The sequence below is a fragment of the Numidum massiliense genome (assembly GCF_001375555.1).
Classification (GTDB): domain Bacteria; phylum Bacillota; class Bacilli; order Thermoactinomycetales; family Novibacillaceae; genus Numidum; species Numidum massiliense.
In genome coordinates, this window is record NZ_CTDZ01000009.1 from 12,527 (window position 1) to 29,703 (window position 17,177).

Here is a 17,177-nt window from a genome sequence, read left to right on the forward strand (position 1 = left end):
AATTTTTTTAGGAGGAAAGTAAATGTTTGGTTCAGATTTATATATTGCGCTCGTTCTCGGGGTGATACTTAGTTTAATATTTGCGGAGAAGACAGGGATTTTGCCGGCGGGCCTCATCGTACCGGGATACCTTTCGCTCGTGTTCGATCAACCCGTATTCATTTTAATGATCCTTATTATTAGTTTTTTAACTTTTATCATCGTCCGCTACGGCGTTTCCCGCTTCACGATTTTGTACGGCCGCCGCAAGTTTGCCGCGATGCTCATCACCGGGATTGTGCTAAAGTTGCTGGTCGACTATTTTTATCCGATGATGCCGTTTGAGATTTACGAGTTTCGCGGGATCGGCGTTATCGTGCCTGGACTGATCGCGAACACGATTCAAAAGCAAGGGCTAGCGCTAACGTTATCCTCGACACTGCTGCTCAGCGGATTGACGTTCGTTATTATGCTCGGCTACTATTTAGTCTTTTAAGGTGGTTAATATGTCCAAACAGTTGACCTTTCAACAACGGGTGTTAAAAATGGCGAAGCGCCATAAACAGAGGGCGCTCCCGCATACGATGCTGGCGATCGGCATTAGTGTCGTTTTGATCGTGGCGTTAATGGTTTTCAATAAACCGCAGGCGGCACGCGTCGAAGCGAGTGATCGGCCAGTTTTTACGGCGACGATGGTCGGCGACATGATGTTTGGTCGCCACGTCGAAGAAGTGACGAAGCGGTACGGTTACGAATCGCTTTTCCAATTTGTGAAGCCTATGTTCGATGCCTCGGATTACATCTCCGGCAACTTTGAGCAAGCTGTCACACTAGCGGAAAACCCGACAGCAGAAAAAGGTTACCAGAAGTGGGATAAGAACATCCATCTCCGGACGGATCCCGAGGCGGTAGAAGTACTGAAGAGGATGAATTTTTCTGTCCTCAACCTGGCAAACAACCATGTCTTAGACTATGGGAGAAGAGGGTTACAAGATACGATTGAAACGATGAACAGGTTCACGATGGATTATGTCGGTGCAGGGATGAACTTAGAAGAAGCGCAACAAGCAGTCTATCAGACGATTAACGGTATAACCGTTGCCTCTGTCGGCATTACGGATTCTTACATGGGCGGGCAATCCGTACGGGAGAAGCGCCCAGGTGTACTTCCTTTAAAACCGGAGTATTATTTGCCCGCGATTCAAGAGGCAAAAAAGAATGCTGATTTTGTCATTGTCAACGTGCACTGGGGTCAGGAATATGACGGAGCCGCACATCCGCGGCAGCGCGACTCGGCGAAGGCGATGGCCGATGCGGGAGCTGACCTCATCGTCGGTCACCATCCCCACGTCCTTTCTTCGGTCGAAGTGTACAACGACACCGTCATTTTTTACAGTCTCGGGAACTTCATCTTCGACCAAGGGTGGAGCCGGACGAAAGATAGTGCACTCCTGCAGTACAAACTGTACGGCGACGGCAAGGCTCGCTTTGAAGTGATGCCGCTAAGAATCAATGAGGCGACACCTGCGCCGGCAGAAGGATGGTACGCTCAAAAACGCATCTTTAGACAGTTGACGAAAGATACGCCAGTTAAAGACGATTGGAAAGTAGAAGACGGCAAGTTGGTGTACACAGTCGACCATTCTGACATCTTGAAGGGAGCGTCAAAGCTTGAAAAATAAGCTGGTTGCGATACTGTCACTCGTTGTCGTCGTCGTAGGGGTTATCATTTTATATAAAGCACTTGGGATTGACATAATCCCGGCGAAAGAAAAAGCGTCACAAGAGCAAGTGAGAAATGGCGATCCGCTCGACAGCGCCGAAGGGTACGGAGTAAGTGCCGGGCATCCGTTAGCGGTCAAGGTCGGGATGGACGTACTGGAAAAAGGTGGCAATGCCGTTGACGCGGCGGTTGCTGTGTCGTACGCCCTTACCGTCGTCGAGCCGTATGCGTCCGGCATCGGCGGTGGCGGGGAAATGCTAATCGATCCCGGGAACGGGGGCAAGCCAGTCGCTTACGAATACCGCGACGTCGCCCCACCGTCCAATGCCACACTGCAGAGTGATATCGGTATTCCCGGTTTTGTAAAAGGGATGGAAACGATCCACGCCGATTTTGGTTCACAGAAGCTAGCTGACCTCATCGCACCGTCGATCGAACTCGCTGAGACAGGCTTTGAAGTAAACAGCCACCTTACGACTCGCTTAGGTGAAGATACGTTTCGCATGACGATTGACGAAGTACCCCACTTCTTTCCGAACGGCAATCCTCTAACCGAGGGGGAGACGTTAAAGCAAGAAGAGTTGGCAGAGACGTTACGGACGATTCAAAAGGAAGGTTCCGACGCGTTTTACAAGGGGAAAATTGCGCAACACATTATCGAGCGCGTGCCAAACCTCGCCCAATCGGATTTTAGCAACTATAAAGTTGAAAAGCGTAAGCCGCTCATCGGGAAGTACCAAGGGTTTGACGTCATTGCGGCACCGCCGCCTGTTGCCGGGGCAACTGTCATTCAGGCGCTGCGCATGGCAGAAATGCACAAAGTTGGCGAGACAGAAAAGAATTCAGCTGATTTCGTGCATCTCATTAGCGAAGTGTCCAAAATAGCGAACGCGGACCGTCTGAAGCGAGTAGCTGATCCGGCCTTTTACAATGAACCGAAGCAGTTGGCGAGTAAAGATTACGCGCGGAGATTGGCCAAAAAAGTGTCGCCCGACACGCCGTCTGCCGGATCAGGCTATAACGATTCAAAGGCAGACGAAGAAGATTACGACAACACGACCCACTTCGTCGTCGTTGACAAAAAGGGCATGATGGTATCGGCGACGAATACGATTGCTAATTTCTTCGGGTCCGGTATTTACGTCGACGGTTTTTTCTTGAACAACCAGTTGACCAACTTTAGTAAATCGGATAAGCCCCCGAACCACTATCAGCCGGGTAAACTCCCGCGCAGCTATACGGCGCCAGTCATTTTGAAAAACGATGAGATGCTCATCGGGATGGGCACGCCGGGCGGGAAACGCATTCCGATGATGATGGCAGAAGTGCTCATTCGTCACCTCACGTTCGGCGAATCGATCGACGAAGCGATCCATCAGCCACGCTTTTATGCCGAAGGAGAAACCCTATATGTGGAATCGGGCTTTTCCGAAGAAACGGTCGCCGAGCTGGGTGAACGCGGGTACACCGTTATTTTGAAAGATTCGCCCCACTATTACGGCGGTATGCAAGCACTCGTCGTCGATAAGAAGAAGGACAAGCTTTACGGGGGCGCCGATACACGTCGCGGCGGCTCTTGGGATGTCGGAAAGTAACGCGAGCTACACTTAACAGGAAGGGAATGGGAATTGTGAAAAAGTGGTTCAAGTCGTTGTTGCCGTTCTTTTTGTTAGTCGTCGCCTTTTTCGGCATGTCGTTTTTTAAACACGAAGACGTGCTGCAGCCAGACGAGCGCGCCGTCATCGACACGTTTTTCGGGAACCAACAGCAAGCTCAGCGCAAATAAATTAAAAGTGGAAGGAACGATCTCCCTCTAGGGGAGATTTTTTTTGCTTCGTTGTGTGTACAATCCGCTATACTAGTGTTATGCAACATCGTCATATGGGAGGTAGGCACACTTGCACAAACAGAACGATGGACAACAGGAAGTGACAGTTACTCGCGACGTACGCGTGCCGCTGCGAGACGGGGTGACGTTGTCGGCGGATGTGTACCTGCCGCGGCAGGACGGACGGTATCCGGCGATTGTCGTACGTACGCCGTACGGCAAGACGAGTGTTGACATTTACGAAACAGCGACGTATTTCGCGACCCACGGTTACGCTGTCGTGTATATGGATGTACGCGGGCGCGGCGATTCGGAGGGCAGGTTTGTCCCTTACCGCAATGAAGGGCAAGACGGTTACGACAGTGTCGAATGGGTTGCCGCGCAGCCGTGGTGCGATGGCGAAGTCGGTACGATGGGTGGCTCCTATCTCGCCCGCATCCAATGGTTGACGGCGCTTACGCAGCCGCCGCACTTGCGGACGATGATTGCGGCTGTGACGCCTTCGGATCCGTTTGTCGAGTGGCCGACAGGGGTGCCGACGCCGCACCACTTGTGTTGGTTGTACATGGTGAGCGGGCGCGTCATGCAAAACGTCGACGTCGTCGACTGGGAATCGATTTACGCCCATTTGCCGCTAAGGGAGATGGATGAGCTGACGGGCCGCAACATGCCGCACTGGCGCGAAGAATTAGCTCACCCACAGTTAGATGACTGGTGGCGACAAATCGCTTATCAAGATAAGTTCCATTTGATCGACCTTCCGGTGCTACACATCTCAGGTTGGTACGACGACGAACAAGTCGGGACGCCGTTAAACTTTGCCGGGATGACGAGTCATGCGGCAACGGAAGCGGCGCGCCGCAGTCAAAAAATACTCATGGGACCGTGGCCACACAACATTAATCAGTCGACAAAACTGGGTGACATCGACTTCGGCCCCACGTCGTTGATCGATCTTAAAGGGTATCAGTTGCGTTGGTTCGACTACTGGTTAAAAGGGGAACATAACGGGGTGATGGACGAGGCACCAGTACGGCTATTTGTGACTGGAGCGAACGAATGGCGCGACGAGGGTGAGTGGCCGCTGCAGCGTACGACGTGGACGCCTTACTACTTACATAGTGGCGGGCGGGCGAACAGCCGTTTCGGCGACGGCCGTTTGACGTTAGAACGGCCGACCGCGGCGCATGGCGAAGGCGTGGATCGTTCGCAGGGGGGGACTGGTGCGGAGGCCGCGACAGATACGTACGTGTACGACCCGCGCGATCCGGTGCCATTCATTACCGACATGGTGTCGTCACAAATCGGCGGGCCGGACGATTACGCAGCGATCGAACGTCGCGACGACGTACTTGTTTACAGTAGCGAACCGTTAGCAGAAGATACGGAAGTGATCGGCCCAGTAAAAATGGAGCTATACGCGGCGTCGACGGCGAAGGACACAGATTTTATGGTTAAGCTGTTAGATGTGTGGCCGAACGGGTATGCGCAGCGTTTAACCGACGGCATGGTGCGCGCCCGCTTCCGCGACGGGATGGACAAACCGTCCTTAATCGAACCGGGCACCATTTATAAATATGTCGTCGACTGTTGGAACACGTGTCACCGTTTCCTACGCGGGCACCGCATTCGCATTGAAATCGCCTCGAGCGCCTTTCCGAAGTACGACCGTAACTTAAATACGGGAGCACCACTCGGGCAAACGCGTGAGGTGACTGTTGCCGAGCAGACGGTTTACCACGATAGGGCACACCCTTCGGCAATTATTTTGCCTGTAATTGGTAGCTGAAAGCTTTATCAATCGCGCTCGGCAGAAGTTTCACGATCCGGTAGGTGAGACAGATGGAATTACATTTTTTGGGAACGGGTGCGGGCATGCCGTCGATGCGGCGCAACGTGTCGGCCCTTGCGCTCCGCATGGCGTCACACGGCGGGCGGGTGTGGTTGTTCGATTGCGGTGAGGCGACACAGCACCAAATATTAAAGTCTCCGGTAAAATTGAGTAAGCTCGACAAACTATTTGTCACGCACTTACACGGCGACCACATTTTCGGTTTACCGGGACTGCTCGGCAGCCGCGCTTTTCAGGGCGGGGAGGCGCCGCTGACGCTTTACGGGCCGAGTGGGCTGCGTCAGTTTGTCCAGACGGCGCTCGCCGTAGCGGAAACGCAGTTACCGTACCCGTTACACTTCGTCGAAGTGGTGGACGGGATGACGTTTGCGGCCGACCCGTTCACCGTCGAAGTGGCGCGCCTCGAACACCGCATCGACAGCTTCGGTTATCGGCTGTGTGAGCACCCCGCTCCGGGAAAGTTGCAAGCGGCACGGTTGCGCGCGGACGGCGTGCCGCCTGGACCGCTTTATCGCCGTCTGAAACGAGGCGAGACTGTCGTGTTGCCCGACGGACGGACGATTGACGGCCGCGACTACGTCGCGTTACCTGTACCCGGGCGTCAACTTGCGATTCTCGGCGACACTCGCTACTGTGAGGCTGCTGTGCAGCTGGCGCGCAATGCGGACGTGCTCGTGCACGAAGCGACATTCGCGCGTGCGGAAGCGGCGTTAGCAGCGAAATATTACCATGCGACAGCGCTGGACGCTGCACGCGTAGCGAGTGACGCTGGCGTCGGGACGCTCATTTTGACCCACATTAGCGCCCGGTACGAGGGTGCGGCAAACGAGTTGTTGGCGGAAGCTGAGCAAGTGTTTCCTAACACGTACATCGCGCACGACTTGTGGTCATATGAGCTGCCGAAATAAATGGAGGGAGTAAATCATCGTGGAAAATGAACTATCACTCATCGTTCGTTCGACCGATCTCGATCAGTTAGGGCATGTGAACAACGCCAAATACGTAGAGTACTTAGAATGGGGGAGGTTGGACTGGTACGAGCAGTGTGGCCTGTCGTGGGATGAATACCTCGAGCGGCAAGTTGGGACGGTCGTTGTCCGGCTCGCGGTCAATTATCGGCGGGAAGCGCGTAAAGGTGACCGCCTCACCGTCGTGACGCGGCCGCTTACGCGCGGCAAGACAAGTTTTGTGTTACAGCAAAACATTTATAACCCCGCGGGGGACGTTGTCGTCGAGGCAGAGGTGACAAGTGTCTGTTTTGATTTAGCGAAGCGGGTCAGTTTGCCGATCCTACCGGAACTGGCTATACATTTTGCGGAGGTAGGCGCATAGCATAGAGCCATATAGATCGCAATTGTACTAGGCGTTGCACGGAGCTGTTGCAGGAATTGTGCGTCAGACGTCGTATATATAGACATATCGTGTGATGCGGGGGAGAATAAGGGGGACTGCCTGTGCAGAAGCTGTTGTTATCGTTATCGTTGTTAGTAGTGGGCGCACTCTTGGCGATGACCGGCTGTGGGGTACTCGGACAGGCTATCGACGAGGAGGTGAACGGCTCGAAGGAGCCAGCGGCCGGTGAGAAACTCACTGCCGCTATGCGCACGCCAGGTAATGCTATCAAACGATCAACAGAAATCCCGTTAAAATATGGAGAAGGGGTATACGATCTTAAAGTGCTCGTGCCCCACTTGTCGCGGAAAAACCGTTACGCAGAAGCAGCAGAACTCTTCGTGGAAAATTTTTATTACGGCCAGAAAAAGATCGCATTTTTCCGCCCTTATTACGAGCAAAAGTTTCATCTATACGAACCGGCGACGAACGGTACGTTCACGGGAGAGAAGGCTCGGGTGAGTGGGTCACTCGAACTTTCCGTGCCGGAAAACCGCGCAGTGGAGCAGTTAGTCGTCACGACTCGCAAAGCGGACAAAGACAATCTAGAGGCAAGTTATCTCATCCCAGTGAAAAATGGCACCTTTGACGGCGAATATTGGTTGCGCTTCGGTCCGGGAGAGTACGACGTGACGCTCAGCGTCCCGCTCAATCCCGACACTAAAAAGGAGTATTTCGAATTCGCCAGTGTGGCGCGGTTTACTGTTTTCAGTAGTGCCAGGGACAGGCGGCACTTAATGCCCTCGCGCGGTATACAATCGACGGCGCCGCCGATTGACAAGCTGGCGCGCGATTTGACGAAAGGTAAGAAGGGTGCCCGTGCAAAGGCAAAGGCGATTTACGAGTATGTCGCAAAAACAGTGGCGTACGATGTCAAAAAATTGGAAGACGACTCGTTCTCCTTGGACGACAGCGCTTTAAAAACGCTGCGTCGTAAAAGTGGCGTTTGTCAAGATTACGCGTTTTTGACGGTGGCGTTGCTGCGTGCCGCAAATGTCGAAGCACGTTATGTCGGGGGCGTCGCAGACGGCGAACGGCATGCGTGGGTGGAGGCAAAAGTAGACGGAAATTGGCTGACGATGGATCCGACGTGGGGCGCGGGCTACGTGCAAGAAGGGGCGTTTGTCCGCCAGTATAGTGACGATTACTTCGATCCCGATCCGGCTCAGTTTAAACGTACGCACAAGCGAGAAGAAGCGCTCTATTGAGACAGCCATCAGACGATGGCTGTTTTTGTTACGTTGCGCGAAGTGGACGATGAGCGACAGTTTCATACAGCGGTAGTTGCCCGGGCTGTGTGCGGAAGAGCGCGATATGACTGACGCGCCAGGTGACGGGCCCTTGCAGTGCGGATTGTTCCCGTTTCGTCGTTTGTTGCTGTCGTGTCATTCGTTCCCGCTGCATGATTCGTTCCTGTTGCGTAGGTTCCTGCCGGGGCGTGGTGGGGAACGGATGTAGCGGCGTCAGTCGTTCGAGTGAGAAGTCACGACGCCTGTATTGCCGCGCGATCGTAATGTGCGGGCGGTACGGGCGCTCCTCTCCGGCAAAGCCGAGCGGCGTTAAAGCCGTGACGACAGCCGCCTGCAGACGTTTTAACGCACTTGTGTCACCCGCGACGCCCGCCCACAAAATTCGCGGCTGTTCACGCTTCCCAAACGTTCCTAAGTGCGACGTCAACTGCAATGAAAAAGGCGACACTTGGTCCGCCGCAATGCGGAGCTTCTCCGCGATCGCCTCTGTTTGCGACGGCGCGCAGTCGCCGAGGAAGTGCAGCGTGATATGGTAATCGTCTCTGTGTACCCACTTGCGAAATGGCAGCCGTTCGCACTCGGTACGCGTCCATCTGTATAGTACAGCGCGTACGTCTTGCGAGAGCGGCAGCGCAACGAATAAACGTGACGGTCGGTCGTGCACGCGTATCACCTTCCTTCGTCGTTTTTGGGCTCGAAAAATATACTATACGATGCGACGACGCGGTGCAAACGAAAAATGTCGACACTTTTTTTGTGCTGCGCGACACTTTTCTTTGCATAACTGCGTATTGCTATAACAGGTGGTCATCATGGTTTGGGGAATCTTGTATCACGCAGTTGTCGTCGTTCTCGTCGCCCTGTTTACTTTGTCGGCACTATTAAAATTGGCTGCGCCGCGGGAATTTATTAAGCTTGTGCAAGCGTATGACGTTCTGCCGCGGCGAATGGCTACTGTTTACGGGGCGGTTCTGCCGTTTGCCGAAGCGACCGGAGCCGTGTTACTCGTGAACGAAAAAACGTCTCTTAGCGGCGCGATGTTGTTATGTGTGTTGCTGCTCGGCTTCGGCTATGCTGTTTACACCGTCGTAAAAACGGGACGACACGTTCAGTGTGCGTGTTATGGCCGTTTTTTCGAGGTGGAAGCCGACCGTTTTACGTTGTGGAAAACGGTGCTGCTGATCGTTTTTGCGCTTTTGACGGCCGCTTTCCGGGACCGCTTATGGGTTGGGTTTTCGGGTCCGGCCGTGCTCTTCGGATTGTATATGACCACGTTAATCTTGCTGGCACAAAAGGTATGGATCAGTTACCGCAAGGCGTGGCGCGTGTTAACGGAAACGGAGCGACCGGGGGAGTCGGGATGAATCAACTGCTTATCCTTTCTAACGTGATGCTTTGGCTACTGAACATCTTTTTGTTGTTTGCGGTCTTTCTCATCTTTCGGCAGTTTGGCGCTGTCTATTTGCACTCGGCGGAGGCGATCGCCCGGGACGGCATCCGACTTGGCGCAGCGATGCCACCGTTTTGTGGGGTGCGATACGAGGAGGGTACAGTGCTTACGCGCGAGGAGTTGCACGGGGTGCCGGTGCTCATGGCGTTCGTATCGCCGACGTGCCCGGCATGTCGGCAATTGCTGGACGATTGGAACGACGTGTACGGGAAGCACTGTGCCCACATCCGCTTCGTCCTCGTCGCACTCGGGGACGAAGGGCAAGTGACACAGCTTGTCGGCGGCAAACAGCTGCACGGGGACGTCGTCATGGACAACGAGGGAACGATCATGACCGATTTTAAAGTGAGGGTCACCCCTTTTGCTTTTGTACTCGATCGGACAGGGGTCGTCAGAGGCAAAGGGCTGTGCAACGGCGAGCAGCATCTGGAGGGGTTACTCGTAAAACTGGGGCGATACTTGGGGTGATACAATGAGACGGATGAGACGCTTGTTCGAAGGAATGGCACGAGGATCGGAAGGCATCCCCCGCTTAAGGCAGCGGTTCGATCACTCGTTTCGCCGCTTTATGGATTTCGCGACACGGCCGATCAACGTATTTCGAGCAAGTGAGACGTGGTGTGAAGAGTCGTGGCTCAGTCCGCAATGTGTACCGCCTAACGGAAGGTTTTGCGACGGCTGTCCGCCCGACGGCCGTGCGAAATGTCCTCAAGGGTACCGCGTCTCTCACGCTTGGAATTACGTGCAAACGGGTTGTTGGTGTATCGCCGCGCACGGTGCGCCGCGCACAGCGGTATGTTGCGATTGCACACCGTACAGTCCGTGGCAACGATCGGCTCACGACTGTGGCTGTCGACATGAGATCGCGGAATGGTAGCGTGTCACTATAGCTTGGATTAGGCAGGGACGGAGGCAACCGGAGATGGATGTGGATGGGCTGATGATTGTCGTGTTGGCAGTCGTAGCGGGGCTCACTAAATTTTGTACGGCGTGAGGGATGAATGTGACCTTAGCGGTCACACCTTCCGGTACGGAGGGGAAGCGAAAGCAGCGCGTGATTGACGCGGTCGTATTTTTATGGGCGTGTGCGGTAAGCGGCGGCCTCGCTGGTTGGCTTTGCGCGACCCTCGTGTATGCAGTCGCCGCTTGGTGGCCGTTTGCGGTAAAAGTATGCGTCTTAGGGGGAGTGGCAGTCGTTTTCGCACTGCGCGAGTGGGGCTTTTTGCCACTCCGCGTCCCGCAAAGGCATTGGCAAATTCCGGTGGCGTGGGTCGGGCGGGGCTCGTGGACGGATATGGTTGTCTGGGGGGCGATCTTAGGGGCTGGTGTTTTTACGTACGTCCCCTTTGTGACGTTTTATGTCGCCTATTTGTACGTCGGCTTTTTTGCGACACCTTCTGCCGGCGTGTGGGCGGGGATCGTCTACGGTGTAAGCCGAGCGCTACCGACGGTCGCCCTGGCCGTCACGGCACGAGCGAGCGGAGTGGGGGAGAGCGAGATACTGGTGAAGCAGCGTAAATGGCATAAGTTGTCCCGGACAGTAAACGCGCTGGCGTTAACTGCTTTACCGTGTGTTTTATTGTGGCTCTTACTTTTTTCCGAGTGAACACAGCGAGTGTTCGCTTTTTTTTTTTAGGATATCTTAAGATAACTTGAACCTATGTTTAGCGTTGGACGTTTATTATAATGATAGGAGATAACGATCATGTAAGTGTGAGAGGAGCCGTCGATGGAACCAGCAAAAAAGCTATCAGCTGAATCAGAACAACATCCGAACGAACACAAACAATGCAAAGAATTTTCAGCTAATATTGCAGCGAAACGAGGGCGAGCGGCTTCCCGCAAAAAGCGAAACAAGACGACGGTCGTCGTGCTGTGCATCCTTTTAGTCGGACTAGCCGTATACGCTTATTTTGCGCTCGATTGGCGCCCCTTGTTGGGAAAAGTGTGGGAACTGTTCACTTCGCCGCAAAAATTTCGCGAGTTTATACTCGGCTTCGGATCGTGGATGCCATTCGCGTATTTTATGGCACAAGTGTTCCAAGTGTTAATTGCGCCCATACCCGGCGTCGTCGTCGGTGCGGTCGGCGGCATATTGTTTGGCGTGTGGGGCGGCATCGCACTCAGTTTAGCCGGGGCAGTTGCCGGCTCCTTGCTCGTGTTTTACATTGGACGGCGCTGGGGTCGTCCCGTCGTCGTTAAAATTGTCGGGGAAGAAGTATTTAACAAGTATATCGGCGTCCTCGACGAAAAAGGGATCGTGTTGTTCATTATTTTCATTTTGCCGTTTTTGCCCGACGATGCCGTTTGTGCGTTAGCGGGATTGTCAAAAGTGTCGTACCGGCGCTTTTTCGCTTTAGTGACGATTGGCCGCATCCCGAGTGTCGTGACGACGGTTGTGGCCGCTGAAGGCATGGTGAGCAACTTCGGCCTGTTTTGGATCGTTTTGGGCGTTTTTTTACTCGTTTCCCTCGTCGTCGGCTATGTGTACAAAGACCGCTTGGAGGAGTGGATTTTGCGCCTTGCCGGAAAGAATAAGGAGGGTAAGGAAAAGGATCAATAGACGTTTTTTGCTCGCGATTCCTGTAGATGGTATACTTTTCAGTGAGGGACGACAACGGGTGAGGGGAGGTTGTACGTGTGTCCAGAGCGACGATTAAAATTCGCGATAACGGTTCGCTGTTAGTGGCAGGCGATGTCGAGCTAGTCGATGCGGAAGGCAACCGCTTTGAAACGAAAGAAAAGTTTTCCTTGTGCCGTTGCGGTCAATCGGAAAACAAACCATTTTGCGACGGTACCCACAAAAAAATTGCCTTTACCGATGCGACGCGGGCGAAGTAAAGCAAAAAAAGAATCGCCACCCCTAAAAGATCGTTCAGTTCTGGGGAGGCGATTTTATCTTCTTTTTTGTTTGTTAATGAAAATCGACGTCGATGCGTTTTCCTTTCGGCGCTTCTATTTTTGGCATGCGGATTTCTAAAATACCGTTATTGTAAGAGGCAGACGCCTTTGATTCGTCGACTTCCGTCGGCAAAGAAATGACGCGGTGGAACTGGCCAATATACCGTTCGCTGTGGTAATAGTTAGCTTCAGTTTCTGACAGCCCTTCGTGTCGTGTTGATTGCCTTTGGTCGTCAGCTCCTAGTTTAGGCTCGAAGCGTTCCCCGCGAGAAGGCGTTGCTGTTCCTTCTTGATGATGATGCGTCGATGGCGTCTCCCGTTGCTGTGGGGGTGGCGTTATGCCAGCTGTGTGCGTTAGTTCCTCCTGTCGCTTCCCAGCCAGACCTTGCGGGCTGTGGTGTGACTGGCGGCGAATTTCACCGCTCAGCATCACTTGGTTCGCATGGACGTCGATGCGTAGATCGTCTTTTTGCGTCAACCCGGGTATTTCTGCTTCGACGACGACTTCGGTAGGCGTTTCTGACACATCAATGCGCGGACCGAAGCTAAACGTTTGTTGAGCCCAGCTCGGGAAATTTTGGTTCATCCAACGGTTCATCTCGTTGCGAAACGCATCGAGTTGCCGAAACGGTTCAAATGGGATTAACGGCATTAGCGGATACTCCTTTCGATTCTAATTTTTCGTCGATCACTGTGCGCGAAGGCTTGTTACCGACCCTCAAGTATTAGTTTGCACGAGTGTCGACCGATTCATGTATCGGAATCCCTTTTTGCGTTACGGGCAATTTTCTTTGTAATTGTGTGTGTGACGGGAACCATTTATCGTATAGGAAAGTCGCACAATAGCACGCGTATAGGGCGTGACTCGTGTGTGACAATTGGATATTTTTTATACTGCATGTTATACTGGCATAGACTCTATTTTATATCTACCAGCTAGTAAGAAGGAGGAACTATACATGGCGATCGTAAATGTCAGCGATCAAACGTTTTCCGACGAAGTCGAAGGCACGGGCACAGTATTAGTCGATTTTTGGGCACCTTGGTGCGGGCCGTGTAAAATGATCGCTCCCGTTTTAGAAGATGTGGATAGCGAGATCGGCGATAAAGTGAAGATCGCAAAAGTTAACGTAGACGAGAACCCGGACACAGCGGGTCGCTTTGGCATTATGAGTATTCCGACGCTGATGGTTTTTAAGGACGGGCAAGTCGTCGATAAACTGGTTGGTTTTCAAACGAAAGAACAACTGCTTCATGTATTGAATAAGAATAAGTAACGTTAACGTATGGTAAAACGCATGCGAACGTTGTCTTTTTTCAACTGCACAAGACGCCCTGTCACGGCTAAGTGACTGAGGGCGTCTTGTTGTTGTCGTGCGCGTTGTACGTGTTAATAATCGCCATTTCGGTCGCTCCGATCGACGTAGTTATCGCGTTCGTCGTGAGCCTCGCGTGGATGGTCATGTCGGTTTTGGCCGTTGCCGTAGGGGGCTGAACCGTCAGCGTAAGGTTGCGATCCTTCACTGTATGGGGCTGAACCGTCAGCGTAAGGTTGCTGCGAACTATGCGAACCGTCACCGTAAGGGGTAGACCTGTCACCGTAAGGTTGCGATTCACTACCGTATGGGGTCGACCCGTCGCCGTGAGATTGTCGTTCGCCACCACCGTACGGCGATGATCCGCTGTCACCGTCAGGGTACGGTTCACTACCGTATGGCGGCCAGCCGCCCCCTGTAACCGGCGGTTGCTTAATGATGCGTAAATAGCGAAAGACGATGGACGATACGACGAACACTTGGATGGCGCAAGTAAGCGGGAAAAATACGATGTTTAATAAAGAGGAACTAATTAACGCCCCGTCTTCTAAATGATTGATCGAGCCGAAGCCAACGATTGACGAGATGATCGTCAGCACGAGGTAGCCCGCGATCGAAATCGCCAGCGCGATAATACCCGATAAAAGTACTTGTCCAAAATTGTTTTTGAACGTGTTGAACGACTCGCTGATCGAATCGAACACTCCTTTTTGCTCTACGATGAGGCTAACGGGGGCATGCATGAACATCAGTCCGTAAAGGGCGAATAGCAACAAAGTGAGTAGTAGGAAAAAGAGACCCGATCCGACTCCTTCACCTGGGACATCGATCGCAGCCGCAAAGGAAGTGGCGGCAAAAAAGGCGACAAACATAATTGGGATAGCCAACAAGAATAAGACGAGCATCAGTCCGAACATCGGGAACAGGCGCCGGAAGCCGAAGCTAAAAAAGTCCCCGACGGTGCCGCGATCGGCGGTAACGGCCTCAGCGGTAATGCCGATACTGCCAGCAGTGATGAAGGTACTCGTAAACAGGCCGACAATTATGCCAAACAAAGCTAACAGCAACGTAATTGCGATCAAGGACGGGCTAAAAATGATTTCCAACAGAGCAAAAGGGTTATCAATCGCGTGCTCCGCGAGCGCAAGACCGCTAGTGGAAACGGCAAAGATTACGACGAACATAAACATGAATATTACGACGAAGGCAGGGATGAACGTCGCTAAGTTGCCGAGTAAAAAGCCTCCCCACAGCTTCAAACCGTGCCGTTTCAGCAGTGACATGTAGGATTCCATACGATGACTCACACCCCTCTTTTTACTTTGTACTATACGCGATTGACCGATAAAGGACAACCTTAATTCTGAAAGTAGTGAATGTACGTCGTGACACGTCGGTCAGGCAGATGGAAGGCCCTTGCTCGAGCTGCATGAAGTGGCTGTGGCGAACGTTAAGGGGAGGTGCCGGGCGCATATGACGTGGGAGCGGCGGATGTGCTACGATAGAGAGATGAATGGGCTTGAGCGGTAACCTGGACGCGCGATCGATTTGCCGTACGGAAATACTGTTCGATAACTTCGCTGACGTGGAGGGATGATGCGATGAGCGCACGTATTGCGGAAAAACTATCGTTATTGCCAGAGCAGCCGGGATGTTACATCATGAAAAACGACGCGGGCGATATTTTGTATGTCGGGAAGGCGAAAAACTTACGCAACCGCGTACGCTCGTATTTTAGCGGCAGTCACGATGCGAAGACGCAGCGTCTCGTGATGGAAATCGCTGACTTTGAATATATCGTCACCGAAAGTGCCACCGAGGCACTCGTGCTCGAGTGCAACTTAATAAAACGACACCGCCCACATTACAACGTCATGCTTAAGGACGATAAATCGTATCCGTATATAAAAATTACAAAAGAAGCACACCCACGCCTCGAAGTGACGCGCAAAGTCGTCAAAGACGGGGGCAAATATTTTGGCCCGTACCCGAATGCGAGCGTTGCGCAGCAGACGAAAAAACTGCTGGACAAACTGTACCCCCTGCGCAAATGCCGCACGATTCCGAACAGAGTCTGCTTATACTACCACATGGGACAATGTTTAGCGCCGTGCGTGAACGAGGTCGCACCGGAAACGTACGAGGGGATGGTGAAAGAAATCGTCCGCTTTTTAAAGGGCGGGCATCGCGACATTCGCGCACAGCTCGTGCAAAAAATGGAACAGGCAGCTGAAGCGCTAAATTTTGAACGGGCGAAAGAAATGCGCGACCTCATTCGGGCGATTGATGGTCTCGACGACGAACAGCGGATGACGTTTTTGGATCGAAAAGACCGTGACGTGTTCGGTTACGCTGTTGACAAAGGGTGGATGTGTGTACAAGTTTTTTATTTGCGGCAAGGGAAGATGATCGAACGCGACGTCTCCTTGTTTCCGTACTACGGCGAAGCGGAGGAAGACTTTTTAAGCTATGTAACACAATTTTATTCCTATAATTCGCTGTTGCCGCAGGAAATATATTTGCCAATTCACGCGGACAACGACTTGTTAGCCGACTGGTTAAAAGTGACCGTGCACACACCGCAGCGAGGCAAAAAGCAAAAGCTCGTCGAACTAGCAAACAAGAATGCCCGCCTCGCGCTGCAGGAAAAATTTCGTCTCATCGAGCGGCAGCAGGAGCGGACCATCTTAGCGGCGGAGCGATTAGGGGAAGTGCTCGGCATCGGCACGCCAAACCACATCGAAGCGTTTGACAACTCCAATATCCAAGGTGCACACCCGGTGTCGGCGATGGTCGTGTTCACAGACGGGAAGCCGGATAAGAAGGAGTACCGCAAATTTACGATTAAAACGGTCACCGGTGCGGACGACTACGAATCGATGCGCGAAGTGATTCGCCGTCGATACACGCGCGTGTTGCGCGAAGATTTGCCGCTGCCCGATTTAGTGATTGTCGACGGGGGCAAGGGGCAAATGACAGCGGCGCAAGACGTGCTTGCGGACGAACTCGGCCTGTTCATTCCGATTTGCGGCCTCGTGAAAGACGACAAGCACCGCACAGCCCAGCCGTTATTCGGAGAACCGCCGCAAGTCGTTCCACTTAAGCGCGACAGTCAAGAGTTTTATTTGCTGCAGCGCATCCAGGACGAGGTGCACCGCTTCGCCATTTCTTTCCACCGTCAGACACGCGCCAAAAGTGTCGTCCACTCGCAGTTGGACGCCATTCCCGGCGTCGGGGAGAAGCGCAAGCGACTACTCTTAAAACACTTTGGCTCGTTGAAGCGCATCCGCGAAGCGGAAGTCGACGAGTTCCGCGAAATCGGGATCGGAGAAAAACTGGCGCGTACGATCCAACAGGCGCTGCGGGAATCGGGTAAATGATACACGGATCACGCATTGTATAAAAAAATGCTATCATGCATAAAAAACGGTTGTCATCGTTCCGGGCCGTATGGTATGATGGCAAACAATTAATACTATCTTTCCA

The 17,177-nt window shown here is 53.0% G+C and carries 19 protein-coding genes; 16 read left to right on the forward strand and 3 right to left on the reverse strand.

From position 1 onward, the window contains the following. Window positions 1–22: 22 nt before the first annotated feature. From pgsC to BN1247_RS00810, 8 genes are all read left to right on the forward strand, one after another. Window positions 23–475 carry a poly-gamma-glutamate biosynthesis protein PgsC gene (gene pgsC / locus BN1247_RS00780; RefSeq protein ID WP_054948669.1) on the forward strand — a complete coding sequence of 151 codons (453 nt, stop codon included), beginning with the start codon at window positions 23–25 and terminating at the stop codon, window positions 473–475. 10 nt (window positions 476–485) lie between these two features. Then, the gene (locus tag BN1247_RS00785) at window positions 486–1,661 is read left to right on the forward strand and encodes a CapA family protein (protein WP_054948670.1); all 1,176 of its coding nucleotides are present in this window, start codon (window positions 486–488) and stop codon (window positions 1,659–1,661) included. Then, on the forward strand, window positions 1,651–3,297 hold the full coding sequence (ggt, locus tag BN1247_RS00790) for a gamma-glutamyltransferase (protein ID WP_054948671.1): 1,647 nt from the start codon (window positions 1,651–1,653) through the stop codon (window positions 3,295–3,297). The genes BN1247_RS00785 and ggt overlap by 11 nt, the downstream gene beginning before the upstream one ends. A 35-nt stretch (window positions 3,298–3,332) precedes the next feature. Beyond that, entirely contained in the window at window positions 3,333–3,488 is a 156-nt protein-coding gene (locus BN1247_RS17530; protein ID WP_157360840.1) for a hypothetical protein, read from the forward strand. 112 nt (window positions 3,489–3,600) lie between these two features. Next, window positions 3,601–5,319 carry a CocE/NonD family hydrolase gene (locus BN1247_RS00795; RefSeq protein WP_054948672.1) on the forward strand — a complete coding sequence of 573 codons (1,719 nt, stop codon included), beginning with the start codon at window positions 3,601–3,603 and terminating at the stop codon, window positions 5,317–5,319. 53 nt (window positions 5,320–5,372) lie between these two features. Beyond that, complete coding sequence (rnz, locus tag BN1247_RS00800; protein ID WP_054948673.1) at window positions 5,373–6,290, forward strand: ribonuclease Z; 918 nt, start codon at window positions 5,373–5,375, stop codon at window positions 6,288–6,290. A gap of 19 nt (window positions 6,291–6,309) precedes the next feature. Further along, window positions 6,310–6,714 carry an acyl-CoA thioesterase gene (locus BN1247_RS00805; RefSeq protein WP_054948674.1) on the forward strand — a complete coding sequence of 135 codons (405 nt, stop codon included), beginning with the start codon at window positions 6,310–6,312 and terminating at the stop codon, window positions 6,712–6,714. Between the two features lie 122 nt (window positions 6,715–6,836). Continuing rightward, window positions 6,837–7,982: a transglutaminase domain-containing protein gene (locus BN1247_RS00810; protein WP_054948675.1), complete on the forward strand. Its 1,146-nt coding sequence runs from the start codon at window positions 6,837–6,839 to the stop codon at window positions 7,980–7,982. Between the two features lie 28 nt (window positions 7,983–8,010). On the opposite strand, the gene thpR is transcribed toward BN1247_RS00810, so the two are convergent. After that, window positions 8,011–8,688 (reverse strand): RNA 2',3'-cyclic phosphodiesterase, encoded by a 678-nt coding sequence (gene thpR / locus BN1247_RS00815; protein ID WP_054948676.1) that lies wholly within the window; start codon window positions 8,686–8,688, stop codon window positions 8,011–8,013. A gap of 148 nt (window positions 8,689–8,836) precedes the next feature. Here thpR and BN1247_RS00820 point away from each other — a divergent pair, with 148 nt between their 5' ends. From BN1247_RS00820 to BN1247_RS00845, 6 genes are all read left to right on the forward strand, one after another. Further along, window positions 8,837–9,388 carry a MauE/DoxX family redox-associated membrane protein gene (locus BN1247_RS00820; protein ID WP_054948677.1) on the forward strand — a complete coding sequence of 184 codons (552 nt, stop codon included), beginning with the start codon at window positions 8,837–8,839 and terminating at the stop codon, window positions 9,386–9,388. Further along, window positions 9,322–9,942 (forward strand): TlpA family protein disulfide reductase, encoded by a 621-nt coding sequence (locus tag BN1247_RS00825; protein WP_187119682.1) that lies wholly within the window; start codon window positions 9,322–9,324, stop codon window positions 9,940–9,942. The genes BN1247_RS00820 and BN1247_RS00825 overlap by 67 nt, the downstream gene beginning before the upstream one ends. Window positions 9,943–9,946: 4 nt before the next feature. Then, window positions 9,947–10,351: a hypothetical protein gene (locus BN1247_RS17535; RefSeq protein WP_147675148.1), complete on the forward strand. Its 405-nt coding sequence runs from the start codon at window positions 9,947–9,949 to the stop codon at window positions 10,349–10,351. A gap of 120 nt (window positions 10,352–10,471) precedes the next feature. Continuing rightward, on the forward strand, window positions 10,472–11,080 hold the full coding sequence (locus BN1247_RS00835) for a hypothetical protein (protein ID WP_187119683.1): 609 nt from the start codon (window positions 10,472–10,474) through the stop codon (window positions 11,078–11,080). 123 nt (window positions 11,081–11,203) lie between these two features. Next, window positions 11,204–12,037: a TVP38/TMEM64 family protein gene (locus BN1247_RS00840; protein ID WP_054948681.1), complete on the forward strand. Its 834-nt coding sequence runs from the start codon at window positions 11,204–11,206 to the stop codon at window positions 12,035–12,037. 77 nt (window positions 12,038–12,114) lie between these two features. Next, complete coding sequence (locus tag BN1247_RS00845) at window positions 12,115–12,315, forward strand: CDGSH iron-sulfur domain-containing protein (RefSeq protein ID WP_054948682.1); 201 nt, start codon at window positions 12,115–12,117, stop codon at window positions 12,313–12,315. A 73-nt stretch (window positions 12,316–12,388) separates the two neighbouring features. Here BN1247_RS00845 and BN1247_RS00850 read toward each other — a convergent pair whose 3' ends face one another. Continuing rightward, window positions 12,389–13,027, reverse strand: a complete 639-nt coding sequence (locus BN1247_RS00850; protein WP_054948683.1) for an Hsp20/alpha crystallin family protein — start codon at window positions 13,025–13,027, stop codon at window positions 12,389–12,391. A 307-nt stretch (window positions 13,028–13,334) separates the two neighbouring features. Between BN1247_RS00850 and trxA the strand changes: the two genes are divergently transcribed. Beyond that, entirely contained in the window at window positions 13,335–13,652 is a 318-nt protein-coding gene (gene trxA / locus BN1247_RS00855; protein ID WP_054948684.1) for a thioredoxin, read from the forward strand. 113 nt (window positions 13,653–13,765) lie between these two features. Here the strand turns inward: trxA and BN1247_RS00860 are convergent, their stop codons facing one another. After that, entirely contained in the window at window positions 13,766–14,986 is a 1,221-nt protein-coding gene (locus BN1247_RS00860; RefSeq protein ID WP_054948685.1) for a hypothetical protein, read from the reverse strand. Between the two features lie 306 nt (window positions 14,987–15,292). Between BN1247_RS00860 and uvrC the strand changes: the two genes are divergently transcribed. Continuing rightward, the gene (gene uvrC / locus BN1247_RS00865; RefSeq protein WP_054948686.1) at window positions 15,293–17,071 is read left to right on the forward strand and encodes an excinuclease ABC subunit UvrC; all 1,779 of its coding nucleotides are present in this window, start codon (window positions 15,293–15,295) and stop codon (window positions 17,069–17,071) included. Window positions 17,072–17,177: the final 106 nt, after the last annotated feature.

Coding starts and splice junctions, on each gene's coding strand:
- BN1247_RS00820 (WP_054948677.1), top strand. CDS start 8,837: ATGGTTTGGGGAATCTTGTATCACGCAGTTGTCGTCGTTCTCGTCGCC.
- BN1247_RS00860 (WP_054948685.1), bottom strand. CDS start 14,986: ATGGAATCCTACATGTCACTGCTGAAACGGCACGGTTTGAAGCTGTGG.
- uvrC (WP_054948686.1), top strand. CDS start 15,293: ATGAGCGCACGTATTGCGGAAAAACTATCGTTATTGCCAGAGCAGCCG.
- BN1247_RS00835 (WP_187119683.1), top strand. CDS start 10,472: ATGAATGTGACCTTAGCGGTCACACCTTCCGGTACGGAGGGGAAGCGA.
- BN1247_RS00840 (WP_054948681.1), top strand. CDS start 11,204: ATGGAACCAGCAAAAAAGCTATCAGCTGAATCAGAACAACATCCGAAC.
- BN1247_RS17535 (WP_147675148.1), top strand. CDS start 9,947: ATGAGACGGATGAGACGCTTGTTCGAAGGAATGGCACGAGGATCGGAA.
- BN1247_RS00825 (WP_187119682.1), top strand. CDS start 9,322: ATGGATCAGTTACCGCAAGGCGTGGCGCGTGTTAACGGAAACGGAGCG.
- BN1247_RS00785 (WP_054948670.1), top strand. CDS start 486: ATGTCCAAACAGTTGACCTTTCAACAACGGGTGTTAAAAATGGCGAAG.
- pgsC (WP_054948669.1), top strand. CDS start 23: ATGTTTGGTTCAGATTTATATATTGCGCTCGTTCTCGGGGTGATACTT.
- BN1247_RS00850 (WP_054948683.1), bottom strand. CDS start 13,027: ATGCCGTTAATCCCATTTGAACCGTTTCGGCAACTCGATGCGTTTCGC.
- trxA (WP_054948684.1), top strand. CDS start 13,335: ATGGCGATCGTAAATGTCAGCGATCAAACGTTTTCCGACGAAGTCGAA.
- rnz (WP_054948673.1), top strand. CDS start 5,373: ATGGAATTACATTTTTTGGGAACGGGTGCGGGCATGCCGTCGATGCGG.